This window comes from Humidisolicoccus flavus (assembly GCF_045689595.1).
GTDB lineage: Bacteria > Actinomycetota > Actinomycetes > Actinomycetales > Microbacteriaceae > Humidisolicoccus > Humidisolicoccus flavus.
This window is the reverse complement of record NZ_CP142724.1, coordinates 373,345-397,347: the sequence shown is the minus strand read 5'-3', so window position 1 is coordinate 397,347 and position 24,003 is coordinate 373,345. Positions and strand designations below refer to the sequence as shown.

The window sequence follows — 24,003 nt, the reverse complement described above, 5'->3', positions numbered from 1 at the left end:
GCGGTTAGCTTCCTTGAGCGACAGCCTCAACCGGGGTGTACTTCCGCAGGGCGCGGTTTGCAGCCGAAACGATGGCCTTCAGCGATGAGGAAAGGACATCTTGATCGATGCCGACACCCCATACCTTCTCGCCATCGACATCGAGGAGTACGTAGCTCGCTGCGCTCGCATCACTCGTTCGACCCATCGTGTGCTCGACATAGTCGACGATGCTCGCTTTCACGCCCTCGCACTCCAGCAGGTGCAGCATTGCATCGAGCGGCCCCGTGCCATTGGCTTCGACGCTGCGTACCTCGCTCTTGTCACGCAACTCGACCGTCAGCGAGGACTCGCCACCCGGCGTCGACGCGGTCGCGATCTGCATGAGCTCGAAGCGGCCCCAACGCTCCTCTGTGAAGGGCGTTCCAACCGGCAGATACTCGTCGTTGAAGATGTTCCAGATCTCGGAGCTCGTGATCTCCCCGCCCTCGGCATCGGTACGCGCCTGGACGGTGTTGGAGAGTTCAACCTGCAGTGCGCGAGGCAGATCGATTCCGTGGTCCGCCTTCAAGAGGTAGGCCACACCGCCCTTACCCGACTGCGAGTTCACACGAATCACTGCTTCGTAGTCGCGCCCGACGTCGCGCGGATCAATCGGCAGGTACGGGACGGCCCAGGTCATCTCGTCGACCGTCTTCCCCGCGGCTTCGGCATCGTTTGCCATCCGCTCGAAGCCCTTCTTGATCGCGTCCTGGTGGGATCCGCTGAATGCTGTGTAGACGAGGTCGCCGGCCCAAGGGCTACGTGCGTGCACAGGCATCTGGTTGCAGTGTTCGGCGGTCTTTCGAATACCGTCGATGTCGGAGAAATCGATCTCGGGATCGATTCCCTGCGTGAACAGGTTCAGTCCGAGCGCAACGAGGTCGACGTTGCCGGTGCGCTCACCATTGCCGAACAGGCAGCCTTCGATGCGATCTGCTCCCGCGAGGTAACCGAGCTCGGCAGCCGCGATTCCCGTCCCCCGATCGTTGTGCGGGTGCAGCGAGATCAACACGCTCTCGCGACGCGCAATGTGACGCGACATCCACTCGATGGAGTCGGCGTAGACGTTCGGTGTCGCCATCTCGACCGTCGCCGGCAGGTTGATGATCATCTGGTGCTCAGGGGTCGGGTCGAACGCCTCGATCACGGCATTGCAGACTTCCAGCGCGTACTCGAGTTCGGTTCCCGTGTAGGACTCGGGCGAGTACTCCCAGTACACGTCGGTGTCGGGAATCGTCGCGCGCTGTTCGAGACACCAACGCACTCCGTCGAGCGCGATCTGCTTGATCCCGTCGCGGTCCTGACGGAACACGACGTCGCGCTGCAAGGCGCTCGTCGAGTTGTAGAGGTGCACGATCGCCTGCTTCGCGCCGCGGAGCGATTCGAAGGTGCGCGCGATGAGGTGCTCACGTGCTTGCGTGAGCACCTGGATCGAGACGTCCTCAGGGATCCGGTCTTCCTCGATCAGCTGGCGAACGAAATCGAAGTCTGTCTGGCTTGCCGAGGGGAAGCCGACCTCGATCTCCTTGTACCCCATCTTGACGAGCAGCTCGAACATGATGAGCTTGCGATCGGGTGTCATCGGGTCGACCAGCGCTTGGTTGCCGTCGCGGAGATCCACCGCGCACCAGCGCGGTGCCTTCTCAATACGCTTGGACGGCCACGTGCGGTCAGGCAGATCAACCTTGATCTGCTCGTGGAATGGGATGTAGCGATGCGCTGGCATCGAAGAGGGTTGCTGCGTGCGTTTCATTGGGTACTCCTTCGTCGGGTCGTTGCCTCGGGCACGATCGACTCCGCGGCGAGGAAGCCCGGTTTAGGCCTCGCCGCGGCAACGAAGAAGCTGCGCACGCATGTGGTCAGAGTAGCAGGAATCAGTTCACTCCCTTGCGACGCGTTCAACGGATCAACCCATGTTCGTATGCGTAGACGACCAATTGCACCCGATCGCGGAGACCGAGCTTCTGCAGAATCCGAGAAATATGCGTCTTCACGGTTGCTTCGCTCACGAACTCCCCCGTGGCGATTTCGGTGTTGCTGAGACCTTTTGCCGCGAGCATGAAGATCTCACGCTCGCGCGTCGTCAATTCCTCGAAGGCTTCGCTCGGGCGTTGTTGCACCCGCGAAGTGAACGATTGGAACAGCGCACGCGTGGCACTCGCCGCAATGACCTCGTTGCCCGAATGCACGGTCCGGATGGCTGCGAGCACGAATTCGGGCTCGGCGTCCTTGAGGACGAATCCGCTTGCGCCGGCAGAAATTGCTCGCGCGGCGGCCTCGTCGAGATCGAACGTCGTGAGCACGATGACCCGAGTCTGGGGAACGCGTTGCACGATTTCCGCAGTCGCACTGATGCCATCGCGGACCGGCATGCGAACGTCCATCAACACGACATTGGGGTGTTCGCGAACGACCAAATCGACAGCTTCGCTGCCGTTCGAGGCTTCGCCGACGAAGCTGAGGTCGGCTTGCGATTCGACGAGCATTCTGATTCCGCTGCGAAACAGCGCTTGGTCATCGACGATTGCGACCGAGATTGTCACTGGTTCTCCTTTGTCAATGCGTTCCGAAATTCCTCTGGAGCACGGAAGCTGGCGACGATGCGGAATTTGTCTCCGTCTTGACCGCTCTGGATCCATCCTCCGGCAAGCGCAGCACGCTCTCGCATTCCAATGAGCCCGTGCCCCACCGGACCCGGCGCCCCTCGAAGCCTATTCGTCACTTCGAGCACGAGATCTGGATTCGCCGAAACGCGAACCCAGACCACGTCATTCGCACCGTGACGAAGCGCATTGGTCAGCGCTTCCTGCAGAATGCGATACGCCGCGATGCTCTGTTGCCGGTGGAGCCATACCGGCGCGGGATTGAACTCGAGTTCAATGGGAAGGCCGGTCGCTCGCATTCGGGCCACGAGTTCTGGGACGTCATCGAACGATGTCGTCGCTTCGTGCGCCTGCGAATGACGCAGCTGTGCGAGGAGGCCTCGAACATCGACGAGCGCAGATTTCGCAGTCTGCGCGATTGCACCCAGCGACTCGTCTTTGACCGTGAGATCAGGGGTGTAACGGGCGCCATTGGCTTGCGCGATTACCACGGCGAGTGAATGCGCGACCACATCGTGCATGTCCCGGGCGATGCTCGTCCGCTCCTCCTCGACCATTGCGCGTTCGGCAGCGACCTCGGCAGCGAGTCGGGCATTCGCCGACTCCTGCGACGCGAGCCGACTGGCAATGAGCGACTGCACCAGGAGCCCGAACAACATTGAGGAGACGAACAGCAGCAGCGCCGGAATCGCGCCGACGAGGAACGATTGCCAGTTCGCGAAGATGTCGCTCCAGGTCGTTCCCTGCGACAAAGTGTCCGCAAACCACGCACCGGCGAGGATCGCGCCGAGCGCCGAGACGACGATCGAGAGCCACCGGCCCGCATTGCTTGCGAATCTGCCAACCGAGTAGAGCACGACGACCACGGAGAAGAACATCGGCGCGATGAACTCTTGTCGGGTCAGGACGAATACCGTTGCTGCGCCGAAGAACACCAGCAACGTCAGTGTCGGCATGATCCGGCGGAGCAACAAGGCCGCGGCAAGGACGATCGTGACCACGATCATGAATGCCGCGTCGAACCCGAACGCCCCCATCGCGATCGCGCTCAGGGTGATCGGGAGCGAGAGCAACAACAAGATGAGCGCGATGATCGCGTCGAAGACGAACTCCGCGCGTTCGGGCTTCTTTGCGAATCGAGCCCACCACGGGGAAGCCGCCGGCGCGGACTCAATCTCGATCGGCGTGGTCATTTAGAAACCAAACTTGCCGAGCTGCTTTGCGTCGCCCTGCCATTCCTTTGCGACCTTGACACGAAGGTCGAGGAAGACCCGCTGATCGAGCAACGCCTCAATTTGTTCACGAGCATCGGTGCCTACTTCACGGAGGCGGCTTCCTCGCGTGCCGATGACGATCGACTTCTGGCTGTCCCGCTCGACCCAGAGGTTGGCGTACACGGCGACCAGACCGTTCTTCCGCTCCTCCATCGCGTCGAGGGTCACCACGATTGAGTGCGGCAACTCGTCTCGAACACCTTCGAGGGCAGCTTCGCGAATGAGCTCCGCGATCCGCGCTTCCACGCTCTCGTCGGTACGTGCCTCCTGCGGGTAGAGCGGCTCTGACTCTGGCATGAGCGTCAGCAGCTCGCTCGTGAGCACATCGAGTTGTTCGCCCGATACTGCGGAGAGCGGGATGATCGCGTCCCACTCGCCGAGCTCGCTGACGGCAAGCAGTTGCTCCGTGATCTCGGGTTTGCTCGCGATGTCGCACTTCGTGACGAGCACCACCTTTTTGGCATGTGGGAAGTGCTCGAGTTGAGCATTGATGAAGCGGTCCCCCGGACCGAGCTTCTCGTTTGCAGGGATGCAGAGGCAGATCACATCAACGTCACCGAGCGTGGTTTGCACGACAGCGTTCAGGCGCTTTCCGAGCAGTGTCTTCGGTTTGTGCATTCCAGGAGTGTCGACAATGACGAGTTGCCCGTCGTCACGGTGCACGATTCCACGGATCGCGCGCCGAGTCGTCTGAGGCTTCGACGATGTGATCGCGACCTTCTCACCGACCAGAGCGTTCATCAGTGTTGATTTTCCGGCATTCGGTCGACCGACGAAGGTCACGAATCCGCTGCGAAAGGTCACTTAGCTCTCCATCGTTTCGGTGAGGGGATGTTCGGTCACGCTTGAAAGGCGGGCCTTCACGAGACCAATGTTCCGACGGTTCTTGCCCTGGCCGTCGGTGCGCACGACTTCGAGGTGCAGCTTGCCGAGATCAACGAGGTCACCAACGCTCGGCAAACGACCGAGGTGCTTGGCGACGAGGCCGCCGACAGTGTCGACGTCGTCGTCATCGAGTGGAATGTCAAAGAGATCGCCGAGTTCGTCGATCGGCAATCGCGCGCTGACGAGCATTGAACCGTCGGCCTGCGGTTCACCGATGTCGCTGTCGCGATCGTGCTCGTCGACGATCTCTCCGACGAGTTCCTCGATGAGGTCTTCAAGGGTGACGAGCCCTGCGATCCCGCCGTACTCGTCGACAACCATCGCGACGTGCACCTTTTCGGCCTGCAGTTGCGCGAGCGTGTCGTCCGCCTTCTTCGACTCGGGCACGAACAGCGCGGCACGAGCGATGTCCTCCGCCCGCTCGTTCTCGTCCGGGCGCCAGGTGCGGCTCTTCACGACGTCGCGCAGGTACAGGATGCCCCGAATGTCGTCGAGTGATTCGCCGAAGACAGGCATCCGCGAAAAACCATTGTTCAAGAAGACTTTCAGAGCATCTTCGGCGATCATGTCCGCATCGACCGATTCCATGTCGGTGCGAGGGACCATGACTTCACGAACGACCGTCTCGTTGAACTCGAAGATCGAGTGGATGAGCTCACGGTCGTCTTCCTCGAGCACCGCATGCGCAGTCGCTTCGTCGATCATCGAGAGCAACTGGTCTTCGTTCGTGAAGGCGGTTTCTCGTTGGCGGCCCGGAGTCACTCGGTCACCGAGCGCAAGGAGCAGCGAGGCGAGCGGACCGATCAGCAAACGGGTGGCGCGGATCAGCGGCGCAGAGACCTTGATGAGGCCACGCGCATGCGAGCGACCGACCGCTCGCGGACTCGACCCCACCAGGATGAACGAAACCAGCACCATGATGGCCGCCGAGAGCAACAGGGCGAGCCACCACTGGTCGAGCAGCCGCGTGAAGGCGAGCGTGATCAGCACCGCGGCAGTGGTCTCACTCACGATTCGCAGAAAAACGACCGCCATGATGTGCTGACCGATCGATCCGGCGATCGACTGCAACTGCTTCGGCCGACGCGATTCGTTCGCCAGGTCAGAAAGGTCGTTCCGGCTCACCACGTGAAGCGCAGCATCACAGGCGGCGAGCCATCCGCCGAGCAGCGTCAAGACGATTGCTACGGCGAAAAACGCGATCTCAAGCACTTGGCGCTGCTTTGAAGAGACGGAGCAACTCGTCCTGGAGCGAGAACATCTCGTCCCGCTCGTGCGGCTCAGCGTGGTCGAATCCGAGCAGATGCAGAAGGCCGTGAGTGGTCAGCAGGAGCAACTCGTCCATGAGCGAGTGCCCGGCTTCCGCCGCCTGTCGCTCTGCGACCGCAGGGCACAGCACGATGTCGCCGAGAATGCCGGCCGGTGTCATGCGATCTTCGGTTCCGGGTCGTAACTCGTCCATCGGAAAGCTGAGCACGTCGGTGGGACCGGGCTCGTCCATCCACTGCACGTGCAGTTGCTCCATTGCCGGCACATCGACCAGCACGATCGAGACCTCTGCCTCAGGATGCACATGCAGACGTTCGAGACAAAAACGCACGTTCTTCACGAGATTCGACTCGTCGAGTTCAACCGACGACTCGTTGAGGAGATCGATGCTCATCGGCGTTGTCCTCGCTGTTGAAGTCCCGAGCGACGCTCGGCACGATTGCCATTGAAGGAGGTGTTCGCCACCATCTCCTTCGCTTCGTGCGAGGTGTAGGCGTCGACGATGCGGCCGACGAGCGTGTGGCGAACCACATCGGCGCTCGTCAGATTTGCGAAATGAATGTCATCCATGTTCTGCAGCACGGTCTGAGCGGTCTTCAGTCCGCTCGACCCGGCCGGCAGGTCGACCTGGGTGATGTCTCCAGTGACGACCATTCGTGAGCCGAAGCCGAGGCGGGTCAGGAACATCTTCATCTGTTCCGGGGTCGTGTTCTGCGCCTCGTCGAGCACCACGAAGGAATCGTTGAGGGTTCGCCCGCGCATATACGCGAGCGGCGCGACCTCGACCACACCGGTCGCCAAGAGCTTCGGCACGAGTTCTGGATCCATCATTTCGTTGAGCGCGTCATAGAGCGGGCGCAGGTATGGATCGATCTTGTCGGTCAGCGTGCCGGGCAAGAAACCAAGCCGCTCCCCTGCTTCGACCGCGGGACGCGTCAAGATGATGCGTTGGACCTCTTTGCGTTGCAGCGCCTGCACCGCTTTTGCCATCGCCAGATATGTCTTGCCGGTACCCGCCGGCCCAATCCCGAAGACGATCGTCGAATGCTCGATCGCATCGACGTACGCCTTCTGCCCAGCGGTCTTCGGTCGAACGGTCTTGCCCCGAGAGGTCAGGATCGATTCGCCGATCGTGTCGACGAGTGTCTTCGGTCCGCCCTCACGAATGAGGCGGGCTCCCTCGCCGACTTCGCCTTCTTCGAACTGCGCACCGGTCTTCACCAGCGCTACGAGCTCGGCAACCAGCGAGGCCGCGTGGTTCGTTTGTTCCTCATCGCCACTCAAGTGGACGATGTTTCCGCGCACGGTCACCGTGACGAGCGGAAATTCCTTCTCGAGTCGGGTGAGCAGGCGATCCTGCGGTCCGAGCAATCGGACCATCGCAATGCCATCGACTTCGAGTGTCTGTTCGTGGTCAGCCAAGTGTTTCCTCTGTGAATCCTCCGGTCAGCACGTGCGCATGCACGTGCGGAACGGTCTGTCCGGCGTTCTCGCCGGTGTTAAAAACCAAACGGTATGAGCCGTCTGCGTGCTCCTGCGCGAGCGCAGCAGCAACCCGGACGAGCTCAGCGAGCCCAGCGGGATCGGCAGCAGCGAGCTGAGTGACATCTCGGTACTCGGCAGTCTTCGGAACAACCAGCAGGTGCACCGGAGCCTTCGGAGCAATGTCTTTGAAGGCGATCACGCTGTCGTTTTCGAAGACGATGTCAGCAGGGATCTCTCGTTCGATGATCTTCGTGAAAATGCTGGAATTCGACATACGTCGATTCTACGCGCCCTCACTCGGAACGTCAGGGGTGATTGCCCACCTGCCCAGACGAGCACTCAAGACCGCGATCGCGACCGGACCCGCCGTTGAGGTTCGCACGACGGTCGGACCGAGGCGGACTCGCTCAGCACCATCGGCCTCGAGCCGATCGAACTCCGCGTCCGAGATCCCGCCCTCCGGCCCGACGACGAGCAGGACGTCACGGTCGTCGAGCTCGATGTCAGCGAGTGATCGTTCACCGAGCGGATCGAGCACGAGCGTTCTCCACGAGGAGAATTCGCCGAGACCCTTGACCGTTGCTGGCGCCACGACCTCCGGCACTCGTGCCCGGAGCGACTGTTTGCCTGCCTCGCGCGCGATCGTTCGCCACCGCTCGACACCCTTCGCCTGCTTTTCCGCGTTCCAGCGAGAAATCGAGCGCTCTGCTTGGAAGGGCACGATCAGATCGACACCGAGTTCGGTCGACGCCTGTACGGCAAGCTCGTCTCGGTCACCCTTGGCGAGCGCCTGAGCGAGCCCGAGTTTTGGGGAGTGCGTTTCGTCGTCGAGCACTCGGAGCACGACCGCCGATACCTCCGCACGGTCGGCCACGGTGACACGCGTTTCGCAGAGCAGCCCTGCCGCGTTGCCGATGAGGACAGTCTCACCGACCCGCAGGCGAGTCACGGCAACCGCATGCTTCGCCTCCGCGCCCGAAAGCGAGACCGTGTCGCCCGGGGTCGCGGAGGCGAAGTGCTCAGCGTAGAAACAGTGCGCCACGACTACCCGCGGAAGAAGCGGTCGCGAAGCTTGCCGAAGAGACCTTGCTGGTAGTGGGCGAGTTTCGGCGGCGCCGGCCGCATTCGCTCGCGGAGCTGCTCGATCAGCTGCTCGGATTTGCGATCGAGCTTCGTCGGCGTGACGACGTGCACACCAATTTTGAGATCGCCTCGGCCGGAGCCACGCAAGTGGGTCACGCCGCGGTCGCGAATTACGAGGACATCCGCGCTCTGCACTCCAGGACGGATCTCCAATGACACCGGACCATCGAGTCCATCGACGGTGACCTCGGTGCCGACGATCGCATCGACCATCGAGACCTCGACGGTGCCGAGCAGGTCGTCGCCGTCTCGGCTGAAGACGTCGTGATGACGCACGTTCACCTCGACGTACAGGGTTCCGTTAGGCCCACCGGCCTCGCCGACTTCACCGAAGCCTGGCATTTGGAGGCGAAGTCCGGTGTCTACACCGGCCGGCACCTTGATCGCAATATTCTGGTTGCCACGGACTCGGCCGTGGCCGCCGCACGTCGCGCACGGGTACGGGATGACCGTGCCGTGCCCCTGGCAGCTTCCGCACGGCTGGTTCGTGACCACGTTGCCGAGGAGCGAGCGGACCGTGCGCTGAACGTGACCGCTGCCTCGGCAGATGTCGCAGGTTTCTTCTTTCGTACCGGGAGCGCAGCACGATCCTTGGCAGGCTTCACACAAAAGCGCCGTCGTGACGTCGACATGCTTCTCGACACCGAAGATGACGTCTTCGAGGTCGAGATCGAGTCGAAGCAGGGAATCCTGCCCCGGTTGGCGACGCGGACGCGGCCCAGCGCCACGGCCACCTCCGCCACCGAAGAACTGCTCGAAGATGTCGCCGAAGCCGAAGCCGCCGGCCCCGCCTCCCCCGAAGGGATTCTGGCCACCCCGGTCATAATCGGCGCGGCTCTGCGGGTCCTTCAGCACGTCGTAGGCGTGCGTCACCTGCTTGAAGCGTTCCGCAGCCTCGGCACTCGGGTTCATGTCCGGGTGCAGGGTACGGGCAAGCTTCAGATACGCCTTTTTGATCTCTTCTTGGCTTGCTTCTTTGGCAACGCCAAGAGCTTCGTAGTGGTCTGTCACTGATCCTCACTCAGGAGCCGCGTCAAGTACCGTGCGACGACGCGCACCGCGGCCATATTCGTTGGGTAGTCCATTCGTGTTGGTCCAAGCACTCCAACGCGCGCGAGCTCACGATTGTTCCGACCGTAGGAACTCGCGATGATCGAAGCCTCAGTGAGGCCTCCGACGTTTTCGCGCCCGATGCTTGTGGCCAGGCCCAGAGAATCCGCTTGCAGATCTCCGACGAGGCGCAACAACGTTACTTGTTCTTCGATCGCTTCGAGTACCGGCGTGATCGTGCCGTGGAAGTCTTCGCCTGTTCTGACGAGGTTCGAGGTGCCCGCAAGCGCGAGTCGTTCGTTGCGTTCAGGCTGCAGTTGCTCTGAGAGTTGATCCGCGATCTTGTTCATCACGATCGAGATCTCACGCGGCGCGTTGGTTCGCAGCCGTTCGAGTTCTTCTTGACAGTCGCCGAGCGTCTTTCCTGCAAGCGCCTGGTTGAACGCGAGCCCGAGCGCGGCAGCGGTCTCTGCGGAGATTCGCTGACCCGCGTCGATGATGCGCTGTTCGACTCGCCCTGAATCGGTGATCAGAACCTGCATCACTGTCTGTTCGGTGAGGGCGATGATTTCGATTCGTCGCACGCTCGAACGCGCAAGCGAGGGGTACTGCACGATCGCGAGTTGCCCCGTCAATTGCGACAGCAGCCGAACCGTTCTGATGAGCGTGTCGTCCAGGTCAACCGCTTCATCGAGGAAGCGCCGGATCGCCTGACGTTGCGCGACGGAGATGGGCTGCATCTCCGTGAGCTGATCAACGAAGACGCGGTAGCCCTTGTCGGTCGGGATTCGGCCGGAGGACGTGTGGGGGGCAGCAATCAGCTCTTCGTCTTCGAGCAGCGCCATATCGTTCCGAATCGTCGCGGCGCTCACACCAAAGGAATGACGATCGACGACCGATTTCGAGCCGACCGGCTCACGAGTTGCAACGTAATCTTGGACGATCACTCGGAGGACCTCGAGTCCGCGGGGTGAAACCATCACTTCCTCCTCTCCTGGCGTCGAGAATCGTTCGGCACAACAAAAATTGGCACTCGCACGATCCGAGTGCCAATCATAGCGCGCCCCTGTTCGTTGATGCCCGATTTGCGAGAGAATGGGAGGGTTCAACTGTGCAGCGCGTTCCCCCTGAGCGCATCGAGTGCAACCGCGCACAGATGAAGTGAATTCGCAGAGCAGTCCCAGTGAAAGGTCAACACGATGTCGGACCAACCGAACTCTCAGCCGAACGAGAACGCGCCGCACGGCGAGTCCCACGGTGAGGGTCAGCAGTTCTCAGCCAGCGCCCCTCAGCCCGGCGCTCCCCAGCACAGCGCTCCACAGCCAGCCCCCTCCCCGTTCAGCGCTCCGCAATTTGGCGCTCCGCAGCCTGAGTTCCCTGGTGCACAGCAACCAGGAACGCAGCACGACGGGCCTCAATACGGTGGCGCTCAGCACGGAGATTCTCAGTACGGCGGTCCCCAAAATGGAGCACCCCAGTACGGCAATTCCCAGAACGGCGCTCCCCAGTTTGGAGCGCCCCAGTACGGCGCACCGCAGAATGGTGCTCCAGGGTACGGCGCACCGCAGTACGGCGCTCCCCAGGGCGCTTTCCCCGGTCAGCCACAGCCCGGGTACTACGGCGCTCCCCAGCAACCGCACTACGGCGGACCAATGCCAGCGGGCGCTCCCCTGCAGCCGCAGGAAGAAAAGACTGCCGCAATGTGGGCTCACCTCAGCGGAATCGCCTGGGTTGCCGGCCTCGGCTTCGTCGGCCCGCTGATCGTGTTCTTCATGTACAAGGACCGCAGCCCGTTCGTCCGCCAGGAATCTCGTGAAGCAGTGAACTTCCAGCTGACGATGCTCATTGCAACCGCAGCGATTTTCATCATCGGCACGATCACCTCGATCATCGGCATCGGACTCGTCATCCTGTTGTTCTGGTGGGTCGCTCCGCTCCTCGGCATCATCTTCGCGATCATCGGCGGTGTTCGCGTCAACGGTGGCGGCACCTACCGCTACCCGATGTCGATTCGCATGGTGAAGTAGGCGACCACGAGCGATTCGCGCTCAGCTCGGATCCTGGTGCGTGCGGAGGCTGCCACGGCAACCTCCACACGCACCTTATGGCAAGAGTTTTCGAACGACTGAGTCGGCCAAGAGCCGCCCTCGAAGTGTTGGGACAACCCGACCGCCGAGGGCGGCTTTTGCGTCGATAAGCCCATCCGCGATCAGCCCCGCAACTGCCGTGCGTCCGGCGGTATCGAGGATGCCGATGTCGAGCCCGTCGCGCACTCGGCTCTCGAGGAGCACACGCTCAACGCGGCGCGTTTCGTCGTCGAGCACTTCGCGCGCGTACGCCGGAGAGACATTCTGGCGAACCCGCTGCGCATACGCGGCAGGGTGCTTCACGTTCCACCAGCGGACGCCACCGATGTGACTGTGCGCACCCGGACCGAAGCCCCACCAGTCTTCTCCTGTCCAATAGGAGAGATTGTGACGGCTTCGCTTGCCGTTCTTCGCCCAGTTGCTGACCTCGTACCAGTCGTACCCGGCCTCAGCCAGCAGCGCGTCAGCGAGTTCATACGCGTCAGCGGCTGCATCGTCGCTCGGGGCGGGCAGCTCGCCGCGACGAATCCGTCGTGCAAGCGCAGTCCCGTCTTCAATAATGAGTGCGTACGCCGAGATATGGTCAGGTTCTTGAGCGAGGGCGAAGTCGAGTGATCGACGCCAATCGTCGATCGACTCGCCGGGGGTGCTGTAGATCAGGTCGAGACTGGTTTCGAGCCCGGCATCTTTAGCCCACTGCACGACGAGCGGCACCCGCTCCGGGTCGTGCGTGCGATCGAGCGTTTGCAGCACGTGCGGAACCGCTGACTGCATCCCGAAACTCACGCGCGTGAACCCAGCGTCAGCCAGTGCTCGGAGCGCGGTCGCATCGACCGAGTCAGGGTTCGCCTCGATGCTGACCTCGGCCCCTGGCGCGAGGCCGAACGCTTTGACGCCATCGAGCATTCGACGGAGGTCGTCGGTGGGCAGCAGAGTCGGAGTGCCGCCTCCGAAGAACACCGTGGAAATATCGCGCAGTGTCCCGCTCTCCCGCATGACGGTTGCGGCCAGGCGCATTTCTGCGAGGGCATCGTCCGCGTAATCGCTCTGCTTCGCACCGCGAAGTTCGCTCGCTGTGTACGTATTGAAATCGCAATAACCGCAACGAACACGGCAGAACGGCACATGCACGTACGCGCCGAGCGCTCGATGTTCTACACCGATCGAGACCGACTCCGGCAAAGAGCCGCTCTCTGGGACAGCTTCACCGTCGGGAAGGCGACCGGCCATCAGGAGGTCGGCACTTGACGAAGCGCGTCAAGGAATCGCTGGTGCAACTGCTTCTGCTTCCGACGCATGAACGGCGCCCCGAGCCGGGACCACCATTTTGCCGGTTTTGAGAACGCGGAGAACGAGAACCAGACGGATTCGTCGGCGCGGATTTCGATCAGCATGCGCTCTTCGCCTGCAACCGGGTGACCGCGCAGGGCACCGAAGATCACCGCGTGCATGTCCGGCTCGTCTTCAACGGCGATCACTCGGACAGGCGCGTGCACTTGGCCGAGCATGAACTTGATCCGCTGATTCGCACTCGTCCCAGGCTGGAGGAACTCTTCGCCGTCGGGATCGAACACGGGCTCGACATCGAACGCAGCCGAACGCGTCGGGTCGTTGCCTTCGAAACCTACGGGACGGTACACCGCCGGGTCAGCGGAATGCACAACGTCGACTTCGATTCCGCTCAGGCGCTGCACCTTCCAGGTGCGAAGGCCCGCGACCGCGGCTACGTACCGCGCACGGCCGTGGCCGATACGGGCAGTCATCGTCTCGACGCGATATCCGCCGGGAGGAAAGCGCGTGAAGTCACGATGAGCTGTCGCACCAATCGCCGCATAGTTGATCGGGCGAGTGCTCAGATCTTTCACGAGCGTTCCTTTTTCCCCTCGCCTGACTGCAGCGCAGCAATGAATGCTTCCTGCGGGACCTCGACGCGACCGACCATCTTCATGCGCTTCTTGCCCTCTTTTTGCTTTTCGAGGAGCTTGCGCTTCCGAGTGATGTCACCGCCATAGCACTTGGCGAGCACGTCTTTTCGAATGGCGCGGATGTTCTCACGCGCAATGATTCGAGCACCGATCGCGGCCTGGATCGGCACCTCGAACTGCTGCCGAGGGATGAGGTCTTTCAGCTTGCCTGCCATCAGGACGCCGTAGGCGTAGGCCTTGTCCCGGTGCACGATCGCGCTGAAGGCGTCGACCTGTTCGCCCTGCAGCAGAATGTCGACCTTCACGAGGTCGGCGGTCTGGCTCCCCTGCAGTTCGTAGTCGAGCGACGCATAGCCCTGTGTCTTCGACTTCAGCTGATCGAAGAAGTCGAACACGATCTCACCGAGCGGCAACTCGTACCGGAGCTCGACGCGGTCTTCGCTGAGGTACTCCATGCCGAGGAGCGTTCCACGCCGTGACTGGCACAACTCCATGATCGCGCCCACGTAGTCCTTCGGCGCGAGGATCGTTGCCCGAACCACCGGCTCGGTCACCGATTCGATGCGGCCAGAAGGGAATTCGCTCGGGTTCGTGACTGTCACGATGCTCTTGTCTTCGGCTTCGACTTCGTAGACGACGCTCGGAGCGGTTGCGATGAGATCGAGTCCGAACTCGCGCTCGAGTCGTTCCGTCACGATCTCCAGGTGCAACAGACCGAGGAAGCCACACCGAAATCCGAAGCCAAGGGCCACGGAGGTCTCTGGCTCGTAGACCAGCGCAGCGTCCGAGAGTTTGAGCTTGTCGAGCGCTTCGCGAAGGTCTGGGTAGTCGCCACCATCGATCGGGTACACGCCACTGAAGACCATCGGCTTCGGGTCTGCGTAGCCCTGCAGTGGCTCGATCGCGGGCGAACGGTGGGTTGTGACCGTGTCGCCGACCTTCGACTGACGAACATCTTTCACACCGGTGATGAGATAGCCGACCTCGCCGACGGAGAGCCCCTTCGACGGGACGGGTTCCGGTGAACTCACGCCGATTTCGAGCAGTTCGTGGGTCGCGCCGGTCGACATCATCTGCAGGCGCTCTCGCGGAACGAGCGTGCCGTCGATCATGCGGACGTAGGTAATAACGCCACGGTACGAGTCGTAGACGGAGTCGAAGATCATTGCACGGGCAGGTGCGTCTTTGTCACCCTGCGGCGCTGGAATCTTCGCGACAACGAGATCGAGCAGCTCTTCGACGCCGACACCGGTCTTCCCGGAGACGCGCAACACGTCTTCTGGGTTTCCGCCGATAAGTCCCGCGATTTCTTTCGCGTACTTCTCCGGGTCGGCGGCCGGCAGGTCGATCTTGTTGAGCACGGGAATGATCGTCAGATCGTTTTCCATCGCGAGGTACAAGTTCGCGAGCGTCTGCGCTTCGATGCCCTGTGCGGCGTCCACCAGCAGGATTGCGCCTTCGCACGCTGCCAAAGAACGGGAGACCTCGTAGGTGAAGTCGACGTGACCTGGAGTGTCGATCATGTTGAGCGCGTAAGTTTCGCCGTCGACGCCCCAGGGCATACGAACGGCCTGACTCTTGATCGTGATGCCGCGCTCACGCTCGATGTCCATGCGGTCGAGGTACTGCGCGCGCATCGATCGATCGTCGACAACACCGGTGATCTGCAGCATGCGGTCTGCGAGCGTGGACTTCCCGTGGTCAATGTGCGCGATGATGCAAAAATTGCGGATCACCGAAGCGGGAGTTGCGGCAGGCGCGAGGGCATTCGAAACGCGAGTCACAAGGTCCTTTTCTGCGGTACTTTCGAGGTGGTGCGCCGACGGCGCGGTACAGCGATCTTCCTATTCTCCCATACCTGCTGCTGTACTGCTCGTGAACACGGTTTGCTGTGCTGCGCGTCATGATTGTGACAACGGCCGCAATCCTGGTAGTGTTGCTAGTCGGCTTCGGCGTCGTTCGAGAAGTTCGTGGAAACACGTTCACAGAGCGCCGTCCGGTGCGGGGCACGCATAGGGTTTCCGCGAAGGCTCGCACCAATTTCGAATTTTCTCCGCGGACATCAAGGAATGGATTTAACACGTGGCAAACATCAAGTCGCAGATCAAGCGGATCACGACGAACCTGAAGGCTCAGGAACGTAACCGTGCCGTCAAGAGCGAACTGAAGACGGCTGTCCGTCAGGCTCGCGAAGCAGCTGCAACCGGCGACCGTGCCGTTGCAGAAGCAAAGCTCAAGATTGCTGGTCGCAAGCTCGACAAGGCAGTGAGCAAGGGCGTTATCCACCGCAACCAGGCAGCGAACCGCAAGTCAGCGCTCGCCAAGAAGGTTGCTTCGCTCTAATCGAAGCGTTTTTGAGGCTTGACCTCGAAAAAGCCCAGGTCATGTGACCTGGGCTTTTTGCTTGCCTACGTTTTTGATGCGAGCTACGAACGTCCGCGGAGGAGCGAGAGCTGCAGCACCATACGGTGCACCGCCGCATCAGCGTCGCGCTCCCCTCCTTTGATCGCTTCGTCGGTCGCGGCGATCAGTTCGATTGCCTGCACGAGACCGGATTCGCTCCACGCTCGAAGCGCGGCTCTCGCCTCGCTGTGGCCTCGCGGGTGCACACCGAGCTGCGCCGCGGAGGAACCGGTCGACACCTTCGCGAGGGTTCGGAAGTGATAGGCGAACGCGGCGACAAGGGGAACGAGTGCCACCCCGGAATCGATCGCGTGGCGAAGTCCGAGGAGCGCATTCGCACCATCGCCCGCAGCTGCCGTCCGAGCAACGTCGAAGGCGTCGACTTCGATGTGCCCGCGGTAATACTTCTGCACAACCTCATCGGTGATCTCACCCTGCGTGTCTGCGATGAGCTGCTGGCAGGCGGTCGCGAGTTCGCCAACGTCGGTGCCGAAAGAGTTCAGGAGTAGCGCGATTGCTGAGCTGGTGGCCTGACGACCTTCAGCACGGAACTCTGCGTGCGCGAAGTCGCTCCACCACCGGTCTTCCTTCTTTGGCGTGGCACACGGAACCTCGATGGCTGCGTTGCTCGCGCGGACCGCATCGAGCAGGCGTTTCCCGCGGTTTCCCCCAGCGTGGCGAAGGACCAGCGTCGTGCCGTCTGCGGGTGCTGCCGCGTACGCGGTTGCCTCGGTGAGGAAGGCGTCGTTCGTCTTCTCGACCCGATCCACTCGAATGAGTCGCGCTTCGCCAAAGAGCGAGGGGCTCGCAAGCGACTGCAGGAGACCCGGCGTGTATTCATCGGCGTGCACATCAGTGATCTCGAGATCTGGGTCTTCAAGGAGGAGCAGCTGACGCAGCCGAGCGATTGCGCGCGTCGCCAAATAGTCTTCGTTGCCGCTGACCAGCACGATCGGTGCGGGCGAGATGCGATCCCACGTGAGCGTGGTGATTTTCTTGGCTGCCAAGGCGAGTCCTCCTGCCTGAAAGCCTAACGCGAGCCACGGTCATGAAACGCTCAAAAGCGGTCGTCGCAATCTGATGCTCGAAGCCCAAAGAAGCGGGCTCCGATGCATCGGAACTCTCCTGCCAGAGGACGCTCGGATCGTCAACCGTTGCCCCGGGCCCGACCGCGATCGCCCCATTGATGTCGGTGCGTGCAACAAGCATTCCAGCAGCTCGGACGGTCTGCAGGATCTCGCGTCGTGGATGCCCGTAGGTGTTCTCGCCAACGGGCACGACCGCAAGCGCTGCGCCGAGCTCACTGTAGAGCGGCGAAAACTGGTCCGCCGAGCCGTGATGCGCGACCACAACGATGTCGGCGTGCGGGTGGTCGCGAGCGATGACTTGCTGTTGTTGCGCCCCGGTATCGCCGAGCACGAGTACCTCACCAATCGGCAGCGTGAAACTCGTCACCACACTCGCAGCATTGCCGTCTTCGAACGTTCGACCGCTCGGCGGCCACAGCACCCGCCAAGGCGCAGAACCAAGCACCCCTGCTCCCTCGGTCGAAACCTCATGATGACGCGCACCCGACTGTACGAATTGCTGGATGAGGTTCTCGTCCTCTGCCGCCAGGAGCGGACCATGCACCACCGTGCCAACGCTTCCGAGCACGGCGTCAGCACCACCAACATGATCGAGATCGAAATGCGTCACAACGAACAGATCGATGTTGTCCACACCGAACATGGTCAAACACGCTTGCAGGGGTTTTGGATCCGGGCCCGCATCGATGAGCGCGACCCTGCCTCCGGAGCGGATCAGCGACGCGCTCCCCTGCCCGACATCGCACTGTGCGAACTGCCAGTCCGGGATCGATGTTTGGCGCATGAAGCCCGTGACGCTGGTGCTCGCGATCAGTGCGACCAGCCCGAGCGCGACAACCGTCGCGACCGCAACCCGCCTTCTACTCAGCTGGAGCACCAACATGATGAGCGGAAGCGAGACAGCGCATGCAAGACCGAGTAGCCCGATCGGCCAGGTGATCACTGGAGCGCTCGCCCCTGCGGCCCATGTCGCAACCGCAGCGATCCAGGCAGAAGGCAACCACGCGATCCAGAGCAGTGCCATTCCGAGCCCTGGCGCGATGACGCCGAAGACCGCACCGAGCAAACCGAGCACCGTTGCCGGCGCGGCCGCCGGTCCGGCGAGCAAATTGGCGACAATACTGATCGGCTTCACCTGGGAATCCAGGACGACCAGCACGGGCAGACACCACAACTGCGCGACCGTCGGAACGGCGATCATCACGGCGAGCGGAAGCGGCATCGCGCCGCTCAGCCACCGAGCGAATGGCATCGCGTGGACGATGAGTCCCGTGGTGGCAAGGACCGACAGCCCGAAGCCCACAGAAACTGCGAGCGAGGGGTCGACGCTCAGCAGGATGACGACCGTCACTGCGAGCAGCGAAACCCCACCGCCAGCTCGTCCGAACACCAGACCGGCGAGAGCAAGAAACGCCATGGTCGCGGCCCGAATCACGCTCGGCTCGGGCGTCACGATGATGACGAATGCGAACAGCCCCGCGCCAGCCAGAATCACCCGCAACATTCGGGGCGCGCCAAAAGCAGCGGCAACCGCATACACGCCGAGCACAACAACCGCGCAGTTCGCACCGGAAACCGCAGTGAGATGGCTGAGTCCCGAGGCGAGCATCGCGGTCTCGAGCGCATCGCTCACGCGTGCGGTATCACCGATCGCGAGCCCGGGTACGAGCCCACCACCGGGGAGCGGCAACTGCTCACTAAGTTCGAGGAACGCGACTCGGAGCTCACCGCTCCAGGAAAGATCAAAACCGCCTCTGATTTGTACCGGCGCGCTCGTGAGCTCGGCAAAGACAGCGAGTGAACCCGGCTGCGACCAGAGCCGAGCCGTGCTGAGCCAGTGCGAAGTGACTGCGGCATCTGCACTGACCGCGGACGATTGTTCGAGCACTACGAGCGGCAGATGCACACTGCGTTCGAAGCCATCGCAGGTGGCGCTCATGAGCATTCCCCGGAGTGGAGTGTCAGAGGCCCGGCCGGTGAGTTCAAACACGATTTCCGTGCATTCATCCAGCGGGAGCGCATTGATCGTTCCCGTGAGGATGTGCAAACGTGCGAGGAAAAGGGCCGTCAGTGCGGACGCAACGAGGGTGATTGTCATGAGGTGGATGCCATGCGCACGCCAGAGGCCCATAAGAGTCGCATGAAACCTCAGGATCGGGTTCAGTCCGTTCCGCGGGTCAGCGAGAGACGACACGTGATGGTCGCTCCTTGATGATCGCCCTTGCACCCACAGCAACACTGCGACGAGCACACCACTCAGACTGAGCGGGGCGAGCCACCAGTGTTCGAGTCCTGGCACCTTGACCGCCAGCAGGAGCGCCAGCCACGCAAGCACCACCGGAAGCGCAAACCGGACATCCTTCACAGCGTCACGAGCTCGGCGACCTTCGACAGAATCGACGGTCCGATCCCTGGCACATCGTCGAGCGCTTCGACCGACGCGAACGGTCCGTGTTCATCGCGATGCTGGACGATGGCCGCAGCGAGTGCCGGTCCGATCCCTGGGAGTGTTTCGAATTGCACCGCGTCGGCTCGATTGATGCTCACCTTGCCTGAGCCGGACACTCCGGCGCCAGCGCCACCCGTTCCAATCGACCCCGTCGCTTCGCCGACGACAGGAATCAGGATCTGCTCACCATCGACGAGCACCCGGGCAAGGTTTTCGGCACCAGAGACCGCGTCGTCACGGAGCCCGCCCGCAGCCTCGATCGCATCAAGCACGCGATCGCCCGACGCCAAAACATAAACACCCGGAGTGTTCACGGCTCCTTGCACATCGACCACGAGTGCACTCGCTGTTGTTGGAGACGGCTCCAGGACCACCTCGCTCACGCTCGGCTGCGGAGCCATTCCAGAGAGCACTGCTCCGACCGAGGCACCGACAGCCAGCACGATTGCAGCACCGATACCGAGTCGCCAACGAGGTTTCAACGCAATCGCCATGCCGCGAAAATACGGAGGGACTGAGCAGCTGGCGGAGGCACGAAGGATGATGTGCAGCTTGCACGACTGTCGCGTCATGTGGAGCGAACCGAGGCCGGCCTTAGCAAGCCGAGAGCCGAGACCGAGACCGAGACCGAGACCGAGACCAGCAACCGTCCACCGAAGACTCAGACTCCCGCTCTACACTTCGAAACGTGCTGCGAACCCATGTGGCGCACGAACTCGCACCAGGAAACGAACGATGCAACCGAACCGCTTCACTCGCCCGCTGAGCGCTCGTGGACTTCGCAAGCTCTCAATCGTGGTGGCATTCGTGACCGCGTTCTTCCTGTACGCCGCTGTCGCGGTGTTCGTCGTCGGCCTGCAGCGAGGGTTCGACGCGGAAGTTTGGGTTCCGATGCGAGGCAATGCCGCATCGCAGGCAGGATTCGCGACTGCGATCTACGCCGCGCTGGCCATCGTCGGGATGATCGGCGTGTATCAACTTCGCAGCCTCGCGAAACAGACTGACGAGCGCACCAAGTCGGCTGACTCGACACCCACTTCGTGATCGCTAAGTTGTGACCGCCAGTGCGAGATCACGGCTCCATGGCGGTGAATCCGTGAGAATCGTACAGTTCGGCCGCCCGACTCCCTGGCGCGGGATCATCGTGAGCTGCCTCATCGGTGGCGGCGCGACACTCCTTGGAACGGTGTTCGGCCTGTTGAGCCCTCATCCCGAGCACACACCACTGATGCTGATGTTCCTGCTGATCCCGCTCACGGTGGCACCGCTCTTGATTGTTCTGAATCGGTATGCAGAGTTCGACGTGCAGACAGGACTGATCCGAATCAACGGCGCTCCCCCGGTTCCGCTGACGCACATCACTCACGCAAAGACCATGGTGTTCCGAGGGGTGAGCTCGCTCGATCTCGGCACCGGACCGAAGCGGAACGACCGGTTCATCGTCGCGAATGGTTTGTTCGGGAGCCCCAAAATCGAACGCGAGTGGATTCGACGGCTACTGCCTCACATGGGGCTTCCGCGGCAGGGGTTTTGGCCAGATCACTGGTGGCAGACAAGGCAAGTGTCGGCCGCATCGAGCGAAGAAGCGATTACCTTCGCACACGAATGGCTGAAATAGCTGCATAATCCTCGGCGTTGAAGCGCGAAACGTCACCGACATGCGCTGCAACGCAATCGGTGCACGCGAACCTCGAGTATCGAGGATTCGCGTGCACCGACTGGGTGAAACACGGACACTGCTGATTCTTGCCAGCATGCTCCGTGAGCGCTACTTCGCGAGCGAGAAACTCACGACCTTCGGGGCACGGACCACCACGTTCGCAATGGCCTGGTCACCGATCGCGCGAATGACCGGAGCCTGCTCGCGGGCGAGCTTCTCGAGGTCTTCGGCAGAGATCGAGGCGTCAACGGTCATGGTCGCGCGAACCTTGCCGCCAACCTGCACGATCGCCGTGACCGTCTGCTCGACGAGCAGCGAGGGCTCAGCCTTCGGCCATGATGCGTTCGCAATCGATGGCTCGTGACCGAGCTTCTCCCACATGTCTTCCGCAGTGAACGGCGCGAAGAGGCTGAGGCCGAGCGCGATCGTCTCGACAGCTTCTCGAACCGCAGGATCGGCAGCGCCAGGACCCGAGTCGATCGCCTTGCGAGTCACGTTCGTCAGTTCCATGAGCTTCGCCACGACGACGTTGAACTTCAGCGCCTCAACGAGGGTTGAGACCTCGTCGAGGAACCGGTGCGTCTGACGACGCAGGTCAGAATCGCCATCGCGGAACGAAACTCCTGGAGCACTCGTCACATCGCCGGAGAGACGCCACGCTCGTGCCAGGAACTTTGCAGAACCGCCCGGCGAGACATCGAGCCAGTCGATGTCGTCCTCCGGTGGACCGGCGAAGCACATCGTCAGGCGAACCGCATCGACGCCGAACTTGTCGAGCTCTTCGCTCAAGGTGACGACGTTGCCCTTGCTCTTCGACATCTTCGCGCCATCAAGGATCACCATGCCCTGATTCAGCAGGCTCTCGAATGGTTCGGTGAATGACACGTGGCCGAGATCGAACAGCACCTTCGTGATGAAGCGCGAGTACAGCAGGTGCAGAATCGCGTGCTCGACACCGCCGACATAGCGGTCAACAGGCGCCCACTTCGACACCTCGGCAGGATCGAATGCCTGTGTGTCGTCGTTCGGGCTCAAGAACCGCAAGTAGTACCAGGACGAATCGACGAAGGTGTCCATCGTGTCTGGGTCGCGGCGCGCTGGGGTTCCGTCGATCGGGCTCGGAACGTTCACCCAGTCCTCTGCCGCGCCAAGCGGGCTCTGCCCCTTGGGCGTGAGGTTGAGCGTGTCCGACGCAGGCAGGGTCACTGGGAGCTGCTCTGCCGGAACGGGCACCTCTTGACCATCAGCAGTGTGGATGATCGGAATCGGGGTACCCCAGTAGCGCTGGCGTGAGATCAGCCAGTCGCGCAGTCGGTACTGCTTCGAGGCACGACCGAGGCCGCGCTCTTCGAGCATCTGAATGACGCGCGAAATCGCGTGCTTCTTCGACATGCCGTTGAGCTCGCCGGAGTTCATGAGGCGGCCGTCACCCGTAAGGGCTTCTCCGGTGACTGCGGGATCGACCTCGGGCAGGTCGTCGGGCAGGATCGCGTTGCCCTCGTCGTCGAGCGGAATCACCGGCAACACTCCGGTTGCCGCGGCGTTCACGTCGACGACGACTCGGACCGGCAACTCGTGTGCACGAGCGAAGTCGAGGTCACGCTGGTCGTGCGCGGGCACCGCCATGACTGCACCGTGCCCATAATCCGCGAGCACGTAGTCAGCTGCCCAGACCGGAATGCGTTCACCGTTCACTGGGTTGATCGCGGTCCGACCGAGCGAGACGCCCGTCTTTGGACGTTCCGTGTTCTGGCGATCGATCTCGCTCATCTTCTGCGTTTCGAGCAGGTACTCGTTGAATCGAGCCTGCGTCGCCTCGTCGCTGCCGGCAGCGAGTTCGGCAGCGAGATCGCTGTCGGGCGCGACCACGAAGAACGTGGCGCCGTACAACGTGTCGGGACGAGTCGTGAAGACAGGAACCCGCGCTTCGCGACCCTCGATCTCGAACTCGACCTCGGCACCGATGCTGCGACCGATCCAGTTGCGCTGCATCGTCAGCACCTTCTGCGGCCAACGACCCTCGAGCTGGTTGAGGTCATCGAGCAGGCGGTCTGCATAGTCGGTGATCTTGAAGTACCACTGCGTCAGCTTCTTCTTGACGACCTCCGCGCCGCACCGTTCGCAACGGCCATCGACGACCTGCTCGTTCGCGAGGACGGTTTGGTCGTTCGGGCACCAGTTCACGTTCGAAGGCTTGCGATACGCGAGCCCCTTCTTATAGAGCTCGAGGAAGAGCCACTGGTTCCACTTGTAGTACTTGGGGTCAGAGGTGTGCAGCACTCGGTCCCAGTCGAACGCTGTTGCGTAGCGACGCATGCTGACCTTGTGCTGCTCGATGTTCGATTCGGTCCAGGCCGCCGGGTCGATCCCCCGCTTGATCGCCGCGTTCTCCGCAGGAAGACCGAAGGAGTCCCAGCCGATCGGGTGCAGCACGTTGAAACCCTGCAGCCGCCAGTAGCGCGCGAGCACATCGCCGTAAGCGTACGCCTCGGCGTGACCCATGTGCAGGTCTCCCGAGGGATACGGGAACATGTCGAGCACGTATTTCCGTGGCCGAGCGTCGTCTTTTTGGTCCGTGGCAAACGGTCGAAGCGTGTCCCATCGGGGCAGCCACTTCTCTTGCAGTGACTCGAAGTCGTAACCGGGCTCGTCTGACACGTA

22 protein-coding genes are annotated in these 24,003 nt (G+C 62.1%); 4 read left to right on the top strand and 18 right to left on the bottom strand.

What is annotated here, in order from left to right; all coding sequences use genetic code 11:
- Window positions 1-4 precede the first annotated feature (4 nt).
- The 11 genes from leuA to hrcA form a co-directional block, all read right to left on the bottom strand.
- Window positions 5-1,774, bottom strand: coding sequence for a 2-isopropylmalate synthase (gene leuA, locus U2H20_RS01905; protein WP_430592829.1), 1,770 nt, complete (start codon window positions 1,772-1,774; stop codon window positions 5-7).
- Window positions 1,775-1,919: 145 nt separating this feature from the next.
- Window positions 1,920-2,507, bottom strand: coding sequence for a response regulator (locus tag U2H20_RS01900; protein ID WP_430593569.1), 588 nt, complete (start codon window positions 2,505-2,507; stop codon window positions 1,920-1,922).
- Between the two features lie 53 nt (window positions 2,508-2,560).
- Entirely contained in the window at window positions 2,561-3,817 is a 1,257-nt protein-coding gene (locus U2H20_RS01895; RefSeq protein ID WP_430592828.1) for a sensor histidine kinase, read from the bottom strand.
- Complete coding sequence (gene era, locus U2H20_RS01890; protein ID WP_430592827.1) at window positions 3,818-4,702, bottom strand: GTPase Era; 885 nt, start codon at window positions 4,700-4,702, stop codon at window positions 3,818-3,820.
- A complete protein-coding gene (locus U2H20_RS01885) occupies window positions 4,703-5,995 on the bottom strand; it encodes a hemolysin family protein (protein WP_430592826.1) in 1,293 nt (430 codons plus the stop codon).
- Window positions 5,988-6,446 carry an rRNA maturation RNase YbeY gene (gene ybeY / locus U2H20_RS01880; protein ID WP_430592825.1) on the bottom strand — a complete coding sequence of 153 codons (459 nt, stop codon included), beginning with the start codon at window positions 6,444-6,446 and terminating at the stop codon, window positions 5,988-5,990. The genes U2H20_RS01885 and ybeY overlap by 8 nt, the downstream gene beginning before the upstream one ends.
- Complete coding sequence (locus tag U2H20_RS01875; protein ID WP_430593568.1) at window positions 6,443-7,432, bottom strand: PhoH family protein; 990 nt, start codon at window positions 7,430-7,432, stop codon at window positions 6,443-6,445. Before U2H20_RS01875 ends, ybeY begins: the two co-directional genes overlap by 4 nt.
- A gap of 34 nt (window positions 7,433-7,466) precedes the next feature.
- Window positions 7,467-7,811, bottom strand: coding sequence for a histidine triad nucleotide-binding protein (locus U2H20_RS01870; RefSeq protein WP_430592824.1), 345 nt, complete (start codon window positions 7,809-7,811; stop codon window positions 7,467-7,469).
- Between the two features lie 9 nt (window positions 7,812-7,820).
- Window positions 7,821-8,579, bottom strand: a complete 759-nt coding sequence (locus tag U2H20_RS01865) for a 16S rRNA (uracil(1498)-N(3))-methyltransferase (protein WP_430592823.1) — start codon at window positions 8,577-8,579, stop codon at window positions 7,821-7,823.
- A gap of 2 nt (window positions 8,580-8,581) precedes the next feature.
- Window positions 8,582-9,691: a molecular chaperone DnaJ gene (gene dnaJ, locus U2H20_RS01860; RefSeq protein WP_430592822.1), complete on the bottom strand. Its 1,110-nt coding sequence runs from the start codon at window positions 9,689-9,691 to the stop codon at window positions 8,582-8,584.
- On the bottom strand, window positions 9,688-10,710 hold the full coding sequence (gene hrcA, locus U2H20_RS01855) for a heat-inducible transcriptional repressor HrcA (protein ID WP_430592821.1): 1,023 nt from the start codon (window positions 10,708-10,710) through the stop codon (window positions 9,688-9,690). The genes dnaJ and hrcA overlap by 4 nt, the downstream gene beginning before the upstream one ends.
- A gap of 219 nt (window positions 10,711-10,929) precedes the next feature.
- On the opposite strand from hrcA, the gene U2H20_RS01850 reads away from it, so the two are divergent.
- On the top strand, window positions 10,930-11,757 hold the full coding sequence (locus tag U2H20_RS01850) for a DUF4870 domain-containing protein (RefSeq protein ID WP_430592820.1): 828 nt from the start codon (window positions 10,930-10,932) through the stop codon (window positions 11,755-11,757).
- Between the two features lie 75 nt (window positions 11,758-11,832).
- Here the strand turns inward: U2H20_RS01850 and hemW are convergent, their stop codons facing one another.
- The 3 genes from hemW to lepA are packed head-to-tail and all read right to left on the bottom strand — an operon-like array spanning window position 11,833 to window position 15,526.
- On the bottom strand, window positions 11,833-13,047 hold the full coding sequence (gene hemW / locus U2H20_RS01845) for a radical SAM family heme chaperone HemW (protein ID WP_430592819.1): 1,215 nt from the start codon (window positions 13,045-13,047) through the stop codon (window positions 11,833-11,835).
- Complete coding sequence (locus U2H20_RS01840; protein ID WP_430592818.1) at window positions 13,047-13,682, bottom strand: DUF1990 family protein; 636 nt, start codon at window positions 13,680-13,682, stop codon at window positions 13,047-13,049. Before U2H20_RS01840 ends, hemW begins: the two co-directional genes overlap by 1 nt.
- Complete coding sequence (gene lepA / locus U2H20_RS01835; RefSeq protein WP_430592817.1) at window positions 13,679-15,526, bottom strand: translation elongation factor 4; 1,848 nt, start codon at window positions 15,524-15,526, stop codon at window positions 13,679-13,681. The genes U2H20_RS01840 and lepA overlap by 4 nt, the downstream gene beginning before the upstream one ends.
- 298 nt (window positions 15,527-15,824) lie before the next feature.
- Here lepA and rpsT point away from each other — a divergent pair, with 298 nt between their 5' ends.
- Window positions 15,825-16,085, top strand: a complete 261-nt coding sequence (gene rpsT / locus U2H20_RS01830) for a 30S ribosomal protein S20 (protein ID WP_430592816.1) — start codon at window positions 15,825-15,827, stop codon at window positions 16,083-16,085.
- Window positions 16,086-16,168: 83 nt separating this feature from the next.
- Here rpsT and holA read toward each other — a convergent pair whose 3' ends face one another.
- The 3 genes from holA to U2H20_RS01815 are packed head-to-tail and all read right to left on the bottom strand — an operon-like array spanning window position 16,169 to window position 20,176.
- On the bottom strand, window positions 16,169-17,095 hold the full coding sequence (gene holA / locus U2H20_RS01825; RefSeq protein ID WP_430593567.1) for a DNA polymerase III subunit delta: 927 nt from the start codon (window positions 17,093-17,095) through the stop codon (window positions 16,169-16,171).
- On the bottom strand, window positions 17,022-19,568 hold the full coding sequence (locus tag U2H20_RS01820; RefSeq protein ID WP_430592815.1) for a ComEC/Rec2 family competence protein: 2,547 nt from the start codon (window positions 19,566-19,568) through the stop codon (window positions 17,022-17,024). The genes holA and U2H20_RS01820 overlap by 74 nt, the downstream gene beginning before the upstream one ends.
- 26 nt (window positions 19,569-19,594) lie before the next feature.
- Window positions 19,595-20,176 (bottom strand): helix-hairpin-helix domain-containing protein, encoded by a 582-nt coding sequence (locus U2H20_RS01815; RefSeq protein WP_430592814.1) that lies wholly within the window; start codon window positions 20,174-20,176, stop codon window positions 19,595-19,597.
- 241 nt (window positions 20,177-20,417) lie between these two features.
- Between U2H20_RS01815 and U2H20_RS01810 the strand changes: the two genes are divergently transcribed.
- Both U2H20_RS01810 and U2H20_RS01805 read left to right on the top strand, forming a co-directional pair.
- The gene (locus U2H20_RS01810) at window positions 20,418-20,726 is read left to right on the top strand and encodes a hypothetical protein (RefSeq protein ID WP_430592813.1); all 309 of its coding nucleotides are present in this window, start codon (window positions 20,418-20,420) and stop codon (window positions 20,724-20,726) included.
- A gap of 52 nt (window positions 20,727-20,778) precedes the next feature.
- Window positions 20,779-21,300: a hypothetical protein gene (locus U2H20_RS01805; protein WP_430592812.1), complete on the top strand. Its 522-nt coding sequence runs from the start codon at window positions 20,779-20,781 to the stop codon at window positions 21,298-21,300.
- 150 nt (window positions 21,301-21,450) lie between these two features.
- Here U2H20_RS01805 and leuS read toward each other — a convergent pair whose 3' ends face one another.
- Window positions 21,451-24,000: a leucine--tRNA ligase gene (gene leuS / locus U2H20_RS01800; protein ID WP_430592811.1), complete on the bottom strand. Its 2,550-nt coding sequence runs from the start codon at window positions 23,998-24,000 to the stop codon at window positions 21,451-21,453.
- Window positions 24,001-24,003: the final 3 nt, after the last annotated feature.

Bases quoted from the DNA above. Each gene is read 5' to 3' on its own strand.
- leuA (WP_430592829.1), bottom strand. From the start codon at position 1,774: ATGAAACGCACGCAGCAACCCTCTTCGATGCCAGCGCATCGCTACATC.
- hemW (WP_430592819.1), bottom strand. From the start codon at position 13,047: ATGGCCGGTCGCCTTCCCGACGGTGAAGCTGTCCCAGAGAGCGGCTCT.
- U2H20_RS01900 (WP_430593569.1), bottom strand. From the start codon at position 2,507: ATGCTCGTCGAATCGCAAGCCGACCTCAGCTTCGTCGGCGAAGCCTCG.
- U2H20_RS01895 (WP_430592828.1), bottom strand. From the start codon at position 3,817: ATGACCACGCCGATCGAGATTGAGTCCGCGCCGGCGGCTTCCCCGTGG.
- hrcA (WP_430592821.1), bottom strand. From the start codon at position 10,710: ATGGTTTCACCCCGCGGACTCGAGGTCCTCCGAGTGATCGTCCAAGAT.
- U2H20_RS01815 (WP_430592814.1), bottom strand. From the start codon at position 20,176: ATGGCGATTGCGTTGAAACCTCGTTGGCGACTCGGTATCGGTGCTGCA.
- U2H20_RS01875 (WP_430593568.1), bottom strand. From the start codon at position 7,432: ATGGTCCGATTGCTCGGACCGCAGGATCGCCTGCTCACCCGACTCGAG.
- U2H20_RS01810 (WP_430592813.1), top strand. From the start codon at position 20,418: ATGCAACCGAACCGCTTCACTCGCCCGCTGAGCGCTCGTGGACTTCGC.
- U2H20_RS01870 (WP_430592824.1), bottom strand. From the start codon at position 7,811: ATGTCGAATTCCAGCATTTTCACGAAGATCATCGAACGAGAGATCCCT.
- U2H20_RS01850 (WP_430592820.1), top strand. From the start codon at position 10,930: ATGTCGGACCAACCGAACTCTCAGCCGAACGAGAACGCGCCGCACGGC.
- ybeY (WP_430592825.1), bottom strand. From the start codon at position 6,446: ATGAGCATCGATCTCCTCAACGAGTCGTCGGTTGAACTCGACGAGTCG.